The organism is Pelosinus baikalensis (assembly GCF_020819555.1).
GTDB lineage: Bacteria > Bacillota > Negativicutes > DSM-13327 > DSM-13327 > Pelosinus > Pelosinus baikalensis.
In genome coordinates, this window is the sequence record NZ_JAJHJB010000015.1 from 48859 (window position 1) to 64933 (window position 16075).

At 39.2% G+C, this 16075-nt stretch carries 16 protein-coding genes and 1 pseudogene; 2 read left to right on the top strand and 15 right to left on the bottom strand.

Annotation, left to right across the window (positions count from 1 at the left end):
* Positions 1-109 precede the first annotated feature (109 nt).
* The 10 genes from LMF89_RS12080 to LMF89_RS12125 all read right to left on the bottom strand — a co-directional run bounded on the left by LMF89_RS12080 (position 110) and on the right by LMF89_RS12125 (position 8848).
* The gene (locus LMF89_RS12080; protein ID WP_369412589.1) at positions 110-271 is read right to left on the bottom strand and encodes a Spo0E family sporulation regulatory protein-aspartic acid phosphatase; all 162 of its coding nucleotides are present in this window, start codon (positions 269-271) and stop codon (positions 110-112) included.
* A 288-nt stretch (positions 272-559) separates the two neighbouring features.
* The gene (guaA, locus tag LMF89_RS12085; protein WP_229535300.1) at positions 560-2101 is read right to left on the bottom strand and encodes a glutamine-hydrolyzing GMP synthase; all 1542 of its coding nucleotides are present in this window, start codon (positions 2099-2101) and stop codon (positions 560-562) included.
* Positions 2102-2156: 55 nt separating this feature from the next.
* Positions 2157-2978 (bottom strand): MTAP family purine nucleoside phosphorylase, encoded by an 822-nt coding sequence (locus tag LMF89_RS12090; RefSeq protein WP_439651941.1) that lies wholly within the window; start codon positions 2976-2978, stop codon positions 2157-2159.
* A gap of 79 nt (positions 2979-3057) precedes the next feature.
* Positions 3058-4092 carry a cyclic dehypoxanthinyl futalosine synthase gene (gene mqnC / locus LMF89_RS12095; RefSeq protein WP_229535302.1) on the bottom strand — a complete coding sequence of 345 codons (1035 nt, stop codon included), beginning with the start codon at positions 4090-4092 and terminating at the stop codon, positions 3058-3060.
* Positions 4089-4928, bottom strand: a complete 840-nt coding sequence (locus tag LMF89_RS12100) for a menaquinone biosynthetic enzyme MqnA/MqnD family protein (protein ID WP_229535303.1) — start codon at positions 4926-4928, stop codon at positions 4089-4091. Before LMF89_RS12100 ends, mqnC begins: the two co-directional genes overlap by 4 nt.
* Positions 4921-6024 carry an aminofutalosine synthase MqnE gene (gene mqnE, locus LMF89_RS12105; RefSeq protein WP_229535304.1) on the bottom strand — a complete coding sequence of 368 codons (1104 nt, stop codon included), beginning with the start codon at positions 6022-6024 and terminating at the stop codon, positions 4921-4923. Before mqnE ends, LMF89_RS12100 begins: the two co-directional genes overlap by 8 nt.
* Before the next feature lie 148 nt (positions 6025-6172).
* Positions 6173-6913: a polysaccharide deacetylase family sporulation protein PdaB gene (gene pdaB, locus LMF89_RS12110; RefSeq protein ID WP_007957817.1), complete on the bottom strand. Its 741-nt coding sequence runs from the start codon at positions 6911-6913 to the stop codon at positions 6173-6175.
* Between the two features lie 342 nt (positions 6914-7255).
* The gene (locus LMF89_RS12115; protein WP_229535305.1) at positions 7256-8080 is read right to left on the bottom strand and encodes a DUF2935 domain-containing protein; all 825 of its coding nucleotides are present in this window, start codon (positions 8078-8080) and stop codon (positions 7256-7258) included.
* Positions 8081-8107: 27 nt separating this feature from the next.
* Positions 8108-8404: a hypothetical protein gene (locus tag LMF89_RS12120; protein WP_229535306.1), complete on the bottom strand. Its 297-nt coding sequence runs from the start codon at positions 8402-8404 to the stop codon at positions 8108-8110.
* Between the two features lie 51 nt (positions 8405-8455).
* Positions 8456-8848 (bottom strand): VRR-NUC domain-containing protein, encoded by a 393-nt coding sequence (locus tag LMF89_RS12125; protein WP_229535307.1) that lies wholly within the window; start codon positions 8846-8848, stop codon positions 8456-8458.
* 658 nt (positions 8849-9506) lie between these two features.
* Here LMF89_RS12125 and LMF89_RS12130 point away from each other — a divergent pair.
* On the top strand, positions 9507-9833 hold the full coding sequence (locus LMF89_RS12130) for a hypothetical protein (protein ID WP_229535308.1): 327 nt from the start codon (positions 9507-9509) through the stop codon (positions 9831-9833).
* A gap of 165 nt (positions 9834-9998) precedes the next feature.
* Positions 9999-10085, top strand: a pseudogene (locus LMF89_RS12135) (hypothetical protein); the annotation flags it as partial.
* A gap of 505 nt (positions 10086-10590) precedes the next feature.
* Here the strand turns inward: LMF89_RS12135 and groL are convergent.
* From groL to tsaD, 5 genes are all read right to left on the bottom strand, one after another.
* Positions 10591-12240, bottom strand: coding sequence for a chaperonin GroEL (gene groL, locus LMF89_RS12140; RefSeq protein WP_229535309.1), 1650 nt, complete (start codon positions 12238-12240; stop codon positions 10591-10593).
* A 27-nt stretch (positions 12241-12267) separates the two neighbouring features.
* On the bottom strand, positions 12268-12552 hold the full coding sequence (gene groES, locus LMF89_RS12145) for a co-chaperone GroES (RefSeq protein WP_007932109.1): 285 nt from the start codon (positions 12550-12552) through the stop codon (positions 12268-12270).
* A 247-nt stretch (positions 12553-12799) separates the two neighbouring features.
* The gene (locus LMF89_RS12150; protein ID WP_007932110.1) at positions 12800-13381 is read right to left on the bottom strand and encodes an ANTAR domain-containing response regulator; all 582 of its coding nucleotides are present in this window, start codon (positions 13379-13381) and stop codon (positions 12800-12802) included.
* Position 13382: 1 nt separating this feature from the next.
* Entirely contained in the window at positions 13383-14804 is a 1422-nt protein-coding gene (locus tag LMF89_RS12155) for a histidine kinase N-terminal domain-containing protein (protein ID WP_007957823.1), read from the bottom strand.
* Between the two features lie 135 nt (positions 14805-14939).
* Positions 14940-15995: a tRNA (adenosine(37)-N6)-threonylcarbamoyltransferase complex transferase subunit TsaD gene (gene tsaD / locus LMF89_RS12160; RefSeq protein ID WP_229535310.1), complete on the bottom strand. Its 1056-nt coding sequence runs from the start codon at positions 15993-15995 to the stop codon at positions 14940-14942.
* Positions 15996-16075: the final 80 nt, after the last annotated feature.

Sequence of the window (16075 nt, forward strand, 5' to 3'; positions counted from 1 at the left end):
TTTTTAGTATGCTTCATAATAAAGCGCCTACAAGCCCTTAATAAGGTTTCTAGGCGCACTTAATAAGGATTTGCCCAACCATCACACTAGGCAAATATTTAATTCATTCTTATCCAGCTTTTCGAATTAGGTCAACATTATAAAATTCATTTATTGCTTCATCCAGCCTCTGACTAACCACTAAAACGTCTGGATGTGATATTCCCTTTTTGAGTGCCATTACGTGCATCTCTTCGCGTAAGTGATCTATCATATACCATAAATTTTTCATGACAATTTCCTTTCTATTTTTTATACATTAATCATTATAATGTATACATTAATACAAAATTTGTCGAAGTACAGTTCTCAGATAAACTTTATTTTCCTATTTATATTCAATAGCCCCTTTTCCTTCATCATCATATAAATTAACCTGCTACCCATGACCTTACAGGTATATCTTATACAAACATCTTCACCTTTTACCAGATGCAGCTTGATCTTAATTATAGTACGCTTCATAAAAAAATGCCTTGCAACACCCTTATATCATAAAGGTTGCAAGGCATTTTATTGTTTATTCCCACTCAATTGTAGAAGGCGGTTTTGATGTAACATCATACACAATGCGATTTACACCTTTTACTTCATTTACAATACGACGAGAAATCTGATCTAGTACTTCATATGGCATTCTTACCCAATCAGCTGTCATACCATCTTCACTGGACACGATACGCAATCCGACTGTATAAGCATAGGTACGCTCATCCCCCATAACACCAACACTCTTCATGGCAGGCAAGATAGCAAAGGATTGCCATACTTTGCGATACATATCCGCTTTTTTAATTTCCTCTTGAACAATTGCATCGGCTTCACGCAAGATTTCCAAACGTTCTTCTGTAATCTCGCCGATAATCCGAATCGCAAGACCAGGACCAGGAAAAGGTTGACGCCATACAATTTCTTCTGGTAAATTCAGTTCTCTAGCCAGCGCCCTAACCTCATCTTTAAATAAATCACGTAATGGTTCCACCAATGCAAACTTCATATCTTCCGGTAAGCCGCCTACATTGTGGTGACTTTTAATGACAGCAGCCGTATCCGTACCGCTTTCAATGACATCAGGATACAAAGTACCTTGCACCAAAAAGTCTATGTCTCCTAATTTATTGGCTTCCGTTTCAAATACGCGAATAAATTCGTCACCAATAATTTTACGTTTTGCTTCCGGCTCTGTAACTCCGGCAATACGATTCATAAAGCGCTCAGGAACATTGGCGTATACCAAATTCATATTAAATCCATCACGGAAGGTTTTAACCACCTGCTCCGATTCATTCTTACGCATAAAACCGTGATTAACATATACACAAGTTAATTGATCACCAACAGCCCGATGCACTAGTACAGCAGCTACCGAGGAATCAATACCGCCACTTAAGGCACAAAGCACACGTTTATTGCCCACTTGTTTGCGGATGGCTGCAATCGCCTGATCCACAAAAGAACCCATATTCCAATCGCCACGGCATTGACAGATATCAAATAAGAAGTTCCGGATTATTTTCATTCCTTCTGGCGTATGTACTACTTCTGGATGGAATTGTACGCCATAGATGTTACGCAGTGCATTCGCCATTGCTGCTACTGGAGTATTAGCCGTATGTGCTGTAACCACAAAATTAGCTGGAGGCGTTTCAATATAATCACCATGGCTCATCAATACTTGTGTTTCTGATCCTAACTCCGAAAAGATATCTGTATTTTTATCAATTAATAAACGTGTATTGCCATATTCACGAGATTCACAATGTGCAACTTTACCACCTAAGGTGTAAGCTGTTAATTGCATTCCATAACAAATCCCCAAAATAGGAATGTTCAAATCAAAGATTTGCGGATCACATTTCGGTGCTTTATCTCCATACACACTGGAAGGACCACCAGAAAAAACAATACCAATGGGACTCATAGATTTTATTTTTTCAATTGATATCTTAAATGACACAATTTCACAGTACACGCCGCACTCACGAATACGTCTGGCAATCAGCTGACTATACTGACCACCGAAGTCCATAATTAGAATTAATTGATTTTGCTTATTTTGCATAGTAAAAAAGATTCCTCCTACATGTAGATATTAAATCAAAATATAGCATACAATGCTACTTATTGTAAATGCCCTTTAGCAAAGTTTCCTTCCGTAAATCGCGGCAGGCACATTTTCCTGTTGCCGACAAATTCCGAATTGTATCTAAAATGATCCTACTAATCATCGGAGCATCATCATAAAAAATATCCTTTAAATCCTGATGCGACCATTCTTTGACCAATCCTTCACCATAATTGACTACAAAGTAAAGTCCTGCATAACATGCCCCAATTTCCCTTGCTAAATACACCTCTGGGCAGATACTCTGACCAATAATATCAGCATGCCCTTTCATCATCGCAACCTCTGCCGGACTTTCAAAGTGACGACCATCAGTATTTGCATAAATACCCCGAGTAAAAATACGACCGTCATAATGTTTGCGAGTAGCTTTTACTAACGTGCTGCGCACTTCAGCACACAATGCTTCTCTCATAATGAGTAGATATTTACCATCCAGCTCCACATCTTTTCGTACGGATAGATCAAGATAATCATCTGGTATTACAAAATCACGAGGATCTAATAGGTGATTTGCAGTACCTACACCACCTTCGCTGATGATACGCTTTACACCCACCTTACGAAAGACCCAAAAGATTTGCCTTGAAGCATCCGCCCGACTCACCCCGCTGCGCCAACCGTGCATTTTGCACGTAAGCACTTGGCAATCATCCACGCTAAACAAGGAAAAGATAGGGCTAAGTCCATAGGGTGTAGCAAACTGTACATGATCATCAATCATTACTACACCCGGATCACTGCTTCCTAAAGGAAAATTACTCGATAAGGTTCCTGAGCCGCCAATTACCGCATAGTCTGCCTGTATATCCACACTAACCATCCTTACTATGTATTGACCTTTTAAAAAATTATCAATACATATCAATTTTTATTATTACGTTAAAATACTCTTACTCAAAGGTTCTTATTATATTATACTGTGTATCACGCTGCGCTGGCTGTTTGCCAGTTTCGGCAATGAGAGCTATCATCTTTTCAATTGACATTTGAAAAGATGTTCCGGCAGCCTTGACCACATTTTCTTCCAGCATAATACTGCCCAAATCATTAGCACCAAAAGCTAATGTCAATTGCCCAATATTCTGCCCTTGGGTTACCCAGGAACCTTGAATGTGTTTGATATTGTGGAAATACAATCTAGCTACAGACAGTGTCTTTAAATAGTCCCAAGTAGATACTTTTTCCCCACCCAGCTCTGTATTGCCAGGTTGATAGGACCAAATAATAAAAGCGCGAAAGCCTCCTGTTTTCTCCTGCAAATTCCTTATCTTTTCCATGTGTTCCATACGCTGGGCATAGGATTCTCCCATACCAATCACCATCGTCGCTGTTGTTTCAAGCCCTACCTGATGGGCAGCTTCCATAACCGCCAACCAATCTCCAGCGCTGATTTTTTTAGGACTAACTCTTTGCCGCACCTCATCCACCAAGATCTCAGCACCGCCGCCTGGCAACGAGTCTAAACCCGCCGCTTTTAGCTTTTTTAGTATTTCAATTACCGATCGTTCTTCTTTTTTTGCAATATGCATAATTTCTGCAGGGGAAAAAGAGTGAATGGCAATATTAAAATTCTTTTTGATATAGGTGAGTAATTCAACGTAATAATCCAAACCCAAGGTTGGATTTAGACCACCTTGGAGCATGACCTGCGTGCCGCCTGCTTCAATAGTTTCTGTCAGCTTATCAAAGATAGTAGCTTGAGATAGGGTATAGCCATCGGGATGCCCTTGCCTGCGATAAAAAGCGCAAAATCGGCATTCACTTGTACAGATATTTGTATAGTTGATATTACGATCAATAATAAAGGTAACTACATTTCCCGGATGCATCCTCTGCCGCATTTCATTTGCTGCCTGTCCCAGTTCTAAAATATCTCCAGTAGATAACATCTCTACAGCTTGATTCGTTGCTAGTATCCTACTCATTTTACCACCTTTGCAAACTCAATCTCTGTTATGTTAGGACTTAACCCTAAAGCATGAGCCATTCTATAATATGTCAATAGAGCCTGTTCATGAGCAGGGCTAAATTGATAGTTGAGCAAGCCAATATAATGAACAATTTGTGCCGCTGTTAAAGAGAACGTATCTTGCAAGGTATGAGCAGCATCCGCTATATGAGTTAGACCAAATTGAAATCCGTCAGTCACTTTCTCATATACCATTTGTACATAGTCCTTATTTAGATCAGCAAACTTACGATTGACTACCCATACCGCATATACCATAGGAAGTCCGGTGAGTTTCTTCCACTCCCCTCCCAGATCATAATAATAGTAGCCATTCAATTGATGATGATAAGCCATAAGAGCATCATCACCAATAAATAATGCTGCCTCTGCATCATCTAATACCCCTTCATCAAGAGATAATGGGCTGACAAAATATTTCGGGGAAGCTTGATATGCATGATGCATAATGATTTTTAACAATCCATGAGAAGTCGCTGATTTGGATGTCAGTGCAATACGAGCCTGCTTTAACTGCTCAATGGGATGTTTTGATACTAAGATAATGCTCTCTAATGCTTTCTCTGCACTGATGGACACATGGGGCAGCACTACTAATTTCTCACTGTTTTGTGCATATATAATAGAAGATACAGGACTAATATTTAATTGTTCCGTAACTATTAGTTGATTAAGCTGGGCCGGAGTTGCTGAATAGATCGAAAGTTTTTCTCCAAAGCCGCCATGAGATAACCCATAGTGCAGTGGCAAACAGTTAATAAATTTGATATTTCCTAAGCTTTGATTATCCATATGATTTCACTCCACTTGAGATTTTCAGTGGGCGGTAAAAAGTATCTCTTTCTACTGCAAGGTAACCTGTCTCTTCAACAAAACTGATAATCTCTTTTCTCGTAATTCCTTTTTTTGTAGTAGCACCAGCCGCATGAATGATCTTTTCTTCCACAACCGTTCCATCTAGGTCATCTGCACCAAAAGTTAACGCCAGCTGGGCAATCGGCAGTGTCAGCATCATCCAGAATGCCTTTATATGATCAAAATTATCTAACACCAATCGTGCTAAGGAAATCATCTTCAAATCTTCCCATGAACTTACTCGCTGTAAGTTAGTGAATCCAGTATTGGCAGGATGAAAAGGAAACGCAATGAAGGCTTGAAATCTGCCTGTTCGATCCTGAATATCCCGCAATGTAATTAAATGCTGTATCCGCTGTTCGATTGTTTCGACATGACCATAGAGCATCGTAGCATTGGTAGGCAATCCTAGAGAATGAGCCGTTGTAATTACATCAATCCACTCAGCCGTCGTAGCTTTATTGGGACAAATAATCTTACGCACGTTATCATCTAGAATTTCCGCGCCGCCACCTGGCAAAGAATCTAAACCTGCTGCTTTTAGTTGTTCTAATACTGCCGATATACCCAGTTGCGAGATGTTAGCAAAATGAACAATTTCCACAGGGGTAAATGCTTTTAAATGCACTTGAGGCGCTGCCTTCTTTACTGCCGCAACAATATCCAAATAATAAGAAAATGGTTTATCGGGATGTAATGCACTTACCATGTGTATTTCACTAAGATCAGGTGTTTCTCTCATTGTCTGGCTTACAATTTCGATTACTTCCGATTTTTGCATTACATAGGCTTTCTGATCCTCTGCTTTACAGCCAAAAGCACATAACGGACAACCTGATACACATATATTGGTTAAGTTAATATGCCGATTCACATTATAATACACATATTGACCGGACTTACGCTCTTTAACGATGCGCGCTAAGCCAGCCATCTTTAGGATATCATTGTGCTGATATAGTGCCAATGCCTCTGTAAAATTCAAGCGCTCACCGTTATCTATTTTTCTCGAGGCGATCTCGATGATATTCATTTTTTCCTGTCACCTCATTTATCGCATAAAGAAGGACGTAACCATACAATCCACTTCATTGGTTTATGAAACTTATATATCTTCGCGATATTATAACCTTTTCCCTGCCCCAGAATGCAAAAAAATAAGATTGCTCATAAGCAATCTATTAATGTCGTAGTATTCCATTTTCGGCATGCTCATTTAATAGCTGACCCACAGTAACAATTTCATAACCTTCTGCTTTTATTTTGTCTAATAAGATAGGTAGAGCATCTGCAGTCTGCACCGGAGTGTCAGATGCATGCATAAGAATAATTCCTCCAGGTTTTAAACGTTTCATTACCCTTTCTATAATAACATCTCTACCAGGATTTTTCCAATCCAACGAGTCTATATTCCAAATAATCGTTTTGTAACCTAGATCATCTGTAGCCTTTAGTGACTGCTGATTATAATGACCGTTTGGAGGTCGAATCAGGGTAGCATCCACCCCTGTCACTTCTTTAATTAATTTATGTGACTTTTCAATATCCTCTGTTACCCATTCTCTCGTCCGATCCCCATAATTCTCATGACGATACCCATGGCTGGCAATCTCATGCCCATCCGTTACCATACGCTTTGCCACATCTGGATATTTTTGAGCCCATGGCCCCATGATGAAGAAGGTCGCCTTCTGATTATGCTGCTTTAAGGTATCCAATATGGACGGTGTAAATTTATTACCCCAAGAATGATCAAAGGTTAACGCTACAACCTTTCGTTCTGTTCGCGTACCAGCAATTGCTATTGGTCCGCCAGAAATCAATTCTGCCACTTGTACATAAACAGCACCAATGGCAAAGAGCCCCACCATGCCATAAAATAAATGCCGATGATGAAATAATCGCCGCAAATTGAGAACCATAATTTTCCCCCTCCCACCCCATACAATAGTATGTATGCATACAAAGTGAAAATTATGAAGAGAAAAATGAAAAATGCCAGCTCATTCCAGAGTTCAATCGGTTATCAGTCAGGCTCAACAAAGTTCTGCCTCTCAATAAACTCTTAAGATTTTTCCATAAAAACCCGGGATCATTCCCGTTTTTTTATTTTCTCCTAACAAACTGTAGCACCACACAGTTTATCAGGATCGTTGTATTTACAGAGTTTATTATTACAGTGTAGTTGCATATGTGGTGTACACCTCCTTGGTTTTAGATATAAGAAAGCGCCCCGTAGGACGCTCTAAATTTTCTATTATACACTAATAATCACACATAATTATTGGTTCATCAATATTATGAATTTCATCTTTTATTTGTTCAAGAACTTCTAAAAAATATTCAGCTTCACGCAAAACATGATCAGCTAATAATGGAGGGATCAAAGAGACTATTTTACAAGATGAAATTAAATCTCGAGCTGCTTTTTTAAAATCACGAATTTGAATCGTTGCTTTAGTTGCATCCATCTCAAATCTAATAAGATCATTATTAGGACGAAATCGCCACAGCATACTATCTAGATCGCGAGCCTGAAGCTGTAACTGTTCAAATTGAACCGCAAAAGCATTAGCCTGCTCAACAAAACCTCGTTCAGATGGATCAAGTAAACCAGCAATAAACCTTGCATGATCGGCCATATGTCTAAGCCAAAAAACATTGTCACTAACAATAGAATCAACTGGGCTATCCATTTCACCATCTTGTATTTTTTGTAGAAGCTTCAAAAAATACATAGCTTCGCGTGAAATATGATCTATCAATAAGGGATAATTGTAGCCTCCAATTTCACACTCAATAATTAGATGCAATACATGACGTTTAAAAGAAAAGATATTTTTAACTGCAACCATAATCCTACAGACAAAATTCATAAATTCTTCATCACGCTTTATCTTACATGATTGTTTTTCAAAACCTTCAAAAACATTATAAAATTCTTCCGCTTGTCGTATAAGTTCAACATCGGAGCATGCAAAACCAAGTTTCATAAATAGAGAATGTTCTTTCATAATTCTAAGCCAGAATTGAACACGCTTCATATTCAAGCATTCGTAAGGTTTTACTTCGCAACAAAATATATCCACACTATATTCTCCTTTTTTACATATTTACTATACAATATGTAAAAAAGGAGAATATTGAGCCAAAATTATAACATTAATAATAAAAGCCTTTAATACCCTCAATTTTCTCTGCTCATTCTCACCCTTACGTAATGCGTAAACCTCATATAAATCAATCATATTCTCAACATACGTCATGATTACATGGGTTAGTGAAGCAGATTTTCGGCAGCTATAAACTGATCTGCCCACATTTAAATATTTCGAGATTGCAGTTTTACCTGTACCAGCATAGCCGGCAATTTTAAAAATCTGCTCGTTACCGTCTAACCACCATTTTTTCACGATCAAAACCTACTGTTGCATGCGGTTTAACATAACAAATGTATCCTTTCTTCAAATTTCCAAGATGCTTAGTGCGTCCTCTACGGATCTGGCCACACCTGCTTTAGCACCTAACCTTTGCATCTGTTCAATAAAATTGAGCTGAGCAGAACTAGGTTTACCCGTAAGTTTTTTTATTTCAAGAAATGAGGCTTGGGCAACTTGTTGACCAACCATTTCTGGCGTAACTACTAGTGACTGAATGATCAATAAATCAGAAAATCCTTCTGGTAATCCAGTCTTAAATGGGCGGGGTTCTTTAATAAGAATTGACCCATCTTTTTGTTTTATTATTTTATTTCCAACCCAAGCCACCCCAACGTTAGCCCTAAAACAAACTCCTAAACTATTTTCGGAAATAGCTATTCTAACTTCATTTTGAATATCGTGTTCTGATTTCGTCATTTGTACCACCGTCCAATTCTGTTATGGTTCTACATATCCGATACAACCCGCAGCAACTCTTAATGTGGGAAAAAACCGGCATAATGCCCCTTTATATAAAATATGCAGTTATCATAAGGTTCGTTCCGAGATGTATTAATTATGTTTCCAAGTTGCTAATCAATTTATGGCTTCGTTAGGATTCATCCATAACCTTCTAATGATTTATGATTCATTGCAATTTTCTCTGCATAATTCTATTTATCGTAGGCTAAAATATTTTTGTAAGAATATCAAAAGGAGCGGTTCTAATGAGACACCTAATCCATTGTCACTGCGCAAAATCCGCTATATTTATCTTATTGGTAATGTTGTTAATGGCATATTTAGTAAATAGTTTCTATGGATCATCCACTTACCTCACTCTCTATTAATAATGGTATAAATAACTTAAATTGTGGGCATTATAATTCTGGAAGTGCACATTCCACCAACTAGAGTGACTGTTAAAAAACAGAGCTCTGGTTTTTTTATTTTTCCCCCTCATGCTCTAATAACAATTGATTAACCGCTTAATCACCTTTATTTACCGTAGATCATATTATGTATAGAAGATATTTCGATAGGTAAATTAGGAGGTGATACTACAAAATGGATCATAATTGGGCAGACCCTGAAATTGAAGATTGGGAAGACGATTACAGGGAAGAAGATGATCGACAATTTGTTGGAGTTGGTGTTGGCTTTGTCTGCTCTCCTCGTCGCTTCTGCTTCCCTAGGCAGTTTTGCTTCCCTAGGCAGTTTTGTTTCCCTAGACGGTTTTGCTTCCCTAGACAGTTTTGCTTCCCTAGGCAGTTTTGCTTCCCTAGGCAGTTTTGCTTCCCTAGACAGTTTTGTTCCCCTAGACAATGCTCTCCTACTTTCTCCTGTTTTCCACGCCGTTAACTTCCATTGTTGCAAGGTTTCAGAGAAAAAGCTTTCGGGCTTTTTCTTTTTGTCTATCTAGCTGCCTTGCAAACAATATCCTTCGTATCACCATCAATGTGAAGAGCAGGTATACAGCGGCATAAGGAAACAACGCTCTCTACCCTTGCTAAAATGTGTGACATTCCACATGAGTTAGCAAGATTGAAGGATATAAAAAAGAAAAGGAGGATTCAAAACAAAAAAAGAAGCTCAGCTAGCAGCAGCTGAGTTTCAAAAAGAACTATCTGACAATACATATGTTGACGAAAGCAATATCTCAAGAGTGGCTTGACCTCTATCAAGAAAGCGTCAAAATAGTAGAAGATATTGAGCAAAGAAATGTAGTGCCTAAGTATCTGGAAAAAGAAGAGCTTGCCCTATTTCTTAAGACTGCTCGTGAGAAAGGCATAGAGGACGATTACGAGTTTTTTTTTAACACTTGCTTATACTGATCTTAGGGCAGGTGAATTATGCGCCTTAAAGAAGACAGACAGAGATACTAAGCTAAATGCAATTATTGCTACAAAGACCTATTACAATCTGAGGAATTCCATTACAACGTATGAATTACTCCCACCAAAAACAGAGGCATCGATACAATTATTGAAGTTGATCCTATTGTTATAAAGGCTCTAGAAAAGGTAATAATCACAAGGGACATGAAAAAAGAGGCCGCACAAAAGTTTACTCAACTCTCGCGAGACCTCTAAAAAATTCTTTTTTATGTTACCAAAATGTTACCATTTAGGGGTAGGTAGCGTTCAAACCCGTTCCTGCAAAGGGGTTTGAGGCTGATATTACATCATGCCGCCCATACCGCCCATGCCACCCATACCGCCCATGCCGCCCATAGCAGCAGCACCAGCACCACCGTCTTTTTCTGGTTTATCAGCTACTAATGTTTCAGTAGTCAATACCATTGCGGCGATACTAGCAGCATTTTGCAATGCAGAGCGAGTAACTTTTGCTGGATCAACAATACCTGCAGCAATCATGTCAACATACTCTTCAGTTAATGCATTGAAGCCCATGCCTTTACCGGCTTTTTTCACGCCTGCAACAACGATGGAACCTTCAAGGCCTGCATTGTTAGCGATTTGGCGTACAGGCTCTTCAATTGCACGTTTTACAATTTCAACACCTGTCTTTTCGTCACCAATTGCTTCAATGGCATCAAGAGCTGATAAGATATCGATGAAAGTAGTACCACCACCTGCGACAATACCTTCTTCAACAGCAGCACGAGTTGCATTCAAAGCATCTTCAATGCGATATTTCTTTTCTTTCAGTTCTACTTCTGTTGCAGCACCTACTTGAATTACAGCTACACCGCCAGATAATTTAGCAAGACGTTCTTGAAGTTTTTCTTTATCAAAATCAGAAGTGCTATCTTCGATTTGTGTTTTGATTTGGCTAACGCGAGCTTTGATTAGAGTTACATCACCAGCGCCATCAATGATAGTAGTTTCTTCTTTGGAAACACGCACTTGACGAGCACGTCCAAGATCAACCAGCTCTACGGTATCAAGTTTGCGACCAATTTCTTCTGTAACAACAGTACCGCCAGTTAAAGCAGCAATGTCTTCTAGCATTGCTTTACGACGATCACCAAAACCAGGAGCTTTTACAGCTACAGCTTTAAAGGTACCGCGTAATTTATTCACAACCAAAGTTGCTAATGCTTCACCTTCAATATCTTCAGCAAGGATCAAAAGTTCACGACCTTGTTGCACCACTTTTTCCAATGTAGGTAGTAAATCTGCAATGGCACCAATTTTACGGTCAGTGATCAAAATGTAAGGATCGTTTAAAATCGCTTCCATTTTGTCAGTATCCGTTACCATGTACGGGGAAATGTAGCCACGGTCAAATTGCATACCTTCTACTACATCAAGACTAGTTCCCATACCTTTGGATTCTTCAACAGTGATAACACCGTCTTTACCCACTTTTTCCATAGCCTCAGCAATCAAATTACCGATTTCTTCGTCAGCTGCGGAAATCGAAGCAACTTGTGCAATCGCATCTTTTGTTTCCACTTTCTTAGCAGATTTTTTAATTTCTTCCACTAAAGTTTTCACTGCTTTTTCGATACCTTTTTTAATGATCATAGGGTTTGCGCCTGCTGCTACATTGCGCATACCTTCACGAATCATAGCTTGTGCAAGTAAAGTTGCAGTAGTAGTACCATCACCAGCCACATCATTGGTTTTGGTAGCAACTTCTTTAACAAGCTGAGCACCCATATTTTCAAACGGATCTTCCAGATCAATGTCACGTGCAATAGTTACACCATCATTTGTAACAGTAGGAGCACCGAATTTTTTATCCAGAACAACATTGCGCCCCTTAGGTCCAAGTGTTACTTTTACTGCATTTGCAAGTGCATTTACGCCTCTTTCTAATGCGCGACGTGCGTCTTCATCAAATAAAATTTGTTTTGCCATTATATGTAAACCTCCCAAATAATTTTATTATTGTACAACTGCTAAAATATCTCTTTCACTTACAATCAGATATTCTTGCCCTTCATATTTCACTTCAGTACCTGCATACTTGGAGAATATAATTTTATCGCCAACTTTTACATCAAGAGCTACGCGTTGACCATTGTCCAATACTTTACCGGTACCGACCTCGATAATTTCACCTTCTTGTGGCTTTTCCTTAGCAGTATCAGGTAGTACGATACCACTTTTTGTTTTCATCTCGCCTTCTAAAACCTTAATGACGACTCTGTCACCCAATGGCTTAATCATTGAAATTTCCTCCTCCACGATATGTAATGATATTAGTTTTGTTAGCACTCATTGTTAGCGAGTGCTAATCACATAATTTATGATATAAAATTCAGCAAGAAAAAGCAAGTGTTTAATAGGAAAAATCCATATTTTTTTCAAAAAATATTTAGACTCACTTCTCATTGCGTATATTACACGCAAAAGATAAATGGTCCTTTTTGCTGCTTATAAGTAGAAAAGTGCCTAATTAGGCACTTTAGGCAGGCTATGTTCTTTTCGTTGCTGCTTCTACAATGGATTCAGCAACATCTTTAATTGATTTGCGTTTACTCATACTATATTGTTGAATGCGACGATAGGCTTCTGTTTCGCTAAGATTGTAAGCGTCCATCAAAATGCCTTTCGCACGATCAAGAATTTTTCGTGTCTCTAAGGATTGTTTCACATTCTCGAGTTCTTGTTCTAACTCAGCAAACTCTTGAAAACGAGACAAAGCGATCTCGATAGCAGGAAATAAATTCACTTCTTTAACAGGCTTCACTAAATAAGCCAGTACACCTGAATCCTTGGCTTTCTCCACAATATCCTTTTGACTAAATGCTGTTAACAATAGAACCGGAGCAAGCTTCTCATTGGAAATTATCTTTGCCGCTGTAATACCATCCATCTCAGGCATCTTAATATCCATAATAACCAAATCAGGCCGATATTGACGAACTAAATCAACAGCCCTCGATCCGTCAGAGGCTTCTGCCACGACCGTATGTCCTGCCTCTTCCAAAAGCTCTTTTAAATCCATCCGAATAATTGATTCATTATCAGCTATAACAATCCGCAATGATTCCATTCTAAACTCCTCCTTTCGCCTTACGGGGAATGGTAATACAAGCATGAGTACCATTATCCGTGTATAATGCAAAACTACCGCCAACATCGCTCTCAATCAGTGTTCGTACAATTTGCAATCCCAAACTGTTGGATAATTGGGGATTAAAGCTCGGTGGCATGCCAATGCCATTATCATAGATTTCGATTTTATATTCATCTTCCAGGGTACTAATGTCAACCCCAATGATGCCTTCATGCCGACCTACAAAACCATGTTCGATTGAGTTTTGGATCAGCTCATTAATAACCAGAGCCAAACTACTAGCCTGCTCCGAGGGAAATACCACTGTCTCACCATTAAAAATAGTTTGTAAATTAAAGTCTGGTTCCAGCATATTTTGAATAACTAGGTCGAGAATATTTCTAGCCACTTCTGCTACATCGATAAATTCTGCATCCTGCTGTGATAAAAATTCATGAACAACAGAAATACTAGAAATTCGATTCACACTCTCCCGTAGAGCAGCTTTTACTTCCTGGGATTTCGTACGCCTTGACTGCAGCCGCAGTAAACTGGCAATGGTCTGTAAATTATTTTTCACCCGATGGTGTATTTCTTGAATGACTGCTGATTTTATTAATAGTTCTTTTTCTTTCTTTTTTACCTCGGTAACATCTGTTAAAATTACAACCGTACAGGCTGTAACTTGATTTACAACTATGGGAATTGCCCTTTGTACCAATACCATATTGCCTGCTGACAATTCTGCCTCACAAGGCTCTTGAATGGTCATAGCCTTTTGGGCTAACCCCATATTGGCCTGGCGCTCATAAATGCGCCGACCGACAATATTACCTACAGCTAATACCTTATATATACTATCAGCAGTTGAATTAGCAAAAATGATTTTACCATGCTCATTTACAATGAGAATACCATCACTGGCAGACAAGGAACGATATTGCTTGCTGCTGCTTGGTATTTTCACCGTCGATAAAAGAAGTTGTGCGGTTTCAACCAAGAGTTGATGCCCATGTACGTGAGCTTCTTCCATGCTAGATTCAAAACTGACAGCAGCAATTACATTACCGCTAGCATCTCGCACCGGGTAGACCTGCATTTCCATCCACATACCCAGAGCCCATTCCCGTTGCCCATGAATCGCTTCTCCCATGGAGATACTTCGCCATATAAGCGGCTCCTCTAAGGCATAGACAGTTGTCCCCAATAAGCTGGGCTTATGCTGCACATAGCTGGTATTGGGTTTTATTTGCGCTGCAATAACCAAAAAGTTCTCCATACGCGCTTTCGTATATAAGGTAACTTGGGCGTGCGCCAAGTCACTTGCTAATCCCAATACGGTGCAAATTGTATCTAGCACTGCAATTTGCGCTGGGGCTAATGTAGTTACTTTTCGACAAATATCTCCAGCCACTCCCATTTGTACCTCCAACTATTACTTAAAAATAATTGCGAATACCTGCTCTATTACTTTGTTTATACTTATTCCACTTATTATATAAAAATTCCTTGTCGTGGAATTTTCAAACTTTTATTTTACATTTTACTCCATATGTTAAGTCACTATTTCCCTTGCGCCTAATTTCAAAGAAGGTTTTGCATTCAAATGCAAATCGGCATAATCGCCTATTTGATGCTGATAATAGGCTCTGCAAGCAATCATGGCAGCATTGTCAGTACACAATATAGGATCTGGATAGTAGAAGGATATCCCTGCCTGTTGGCATTCATACCCTAATTTAGCTTTAAGACCACTATTGGCAGCTACACCTCCAGCAAGAACAATCTGCCCTACACCACAGACAGCCGCAGCTTGAAGACTTTTACTAACCAGCACATCAATTACAGCTGCCTGAAAACTAGCCGCTACATCTGCTGTATTTATTTCTTCTTGTTTTTGCGCTGCACTATTTAAATAGTTTAACACTGCCGATTTTAACCCGCTAAAGCTAAATTCAAAGCTATTTTTTCCTGATAGCGCACGAGGAAAAGCAATGGCTTCCGGATTACCTTTAGCAGCCAAAGCATCAATATAAGGACCTCCAGGGTAAGGCAGTTTCATCACCCTTGCGACTTTATCAAAAGCTTCCCCTGCCGCGTCATCCCGCGTCTGGCCTAATAATGTAAATTCATTATACCCCTTCACATGTACTAAGGAAGTATGACCTCCCGATACTACTAAAGCCATGAACGGCGGCTCTAATTTCGGGTGAGCCAAAAAATTGGCAAAAATATGTCCCTCTAGATGATTCACGCCAATGAGAGGTATCCCTGCAGCAAAAGATAAGGCTTTTGCTACTGATACACCAACTAATAATGCTCCCACCAGACCTGGTCCGTAGGTAACTCCAATCGCTGAAATATCTGTTAATGCTATCCCAGCCTCCTTTAGTGCTTGATCGATCACTGGGAGTACATTTTCAATATGTTTACGGGAAGCAATCTCAGGCACAACTCCACCATATTTTTGGTGTACTGGAATCTGGGAAGAAATAATATTCGATAAAACAATGCGTCCATCAGCCACTACTGCTGCAGATGTTTCATCACAACTGGTTTCTAGAGCCAGTGTTAAACAAGGTTTTCTGGTTTCTTGCTGCGTATTTTCCAAAACAAAGGCCTCCATCTTTCTATCATTCCAATCAATACAATAATAGTCACATTCTTACCCACTATGACATATTGTAAGTA

Bases quoted from the DNA above. Each gene is read 5' to 3' on its own strand.
- mqnE (WP_229535304.1), bottom strand. From the start codon at position 6,024: ATGAATATCATCGAGATCGCCTCGAGAAAAATAGATAACGGTGAGCGC.
- groES (WP_007932109.1), bottom strand. From the start codon at position 12,552: ATGATTAAGCCATTGGGTGACAGAGTCGTCATTAAGGTTTTAGAAGGC.
- pdaB (WP_007957817.1), bottom strand. From the start codon at position 6,913: ATGGTTCTCAATTTGCGGCGATTATTTCATCATCGGCATTTATTTTAT.
- groL (WP_229535309.1), bottom strand. From the start codon at position 12,240: ATGGCAAAACAAATTTTATTTGATGAAGACGCACGTCGCGCATTAGAA.
- guaA (WP_229535300.1), bottom strand. From the start codon at position 2,101: ATGCAAAATAAGCAAAATCAATTAATTCTAATTATGGACTTCGGTGGT.
- LMF89_RS12125 (WP_229535307.1), bottom strand. From the start codon at position 8,848: ATGACGAAATCAGAACACGATATTCAAAATGAAGTTAGAATAGCTATT.
- LMF89_RS12155 (WP_007957823.1), bottom strand. From the start codon at position 14,804: ATGGGAGTGGCTGGAGATATTTGTCGAAAAGTAACTACATTAGCCCCA.
- mqnC (WP_229535302.1), bottom strand. From the start codon at position 4,092: ATGAGTAGGATACTAGCAACGAATCAAGCTGTAGAGATGTTATCTACT.
- LMF89_RS12100 (WP_229535303.1), bottom strand. From the start codon at position 4,928: ATGGATAATCAAAGCTTAGGAAATATCAAATTTATTAACTGTTTGCCA.
- LMF89_RS12080 (WP_369412589.1), bottom strand. From the start codon at position 271: ATGAAAAATTTATGGTATATGATAGATCACTTACGCGAAGAGATGCAC.
- LMF89_RS12150 (WP_007932110.1), bottom strand. From the start codon at position 13,381: ATGGAATCATTGCGGATTGTTATAGCTGATAATGAATCAATTATTCGG.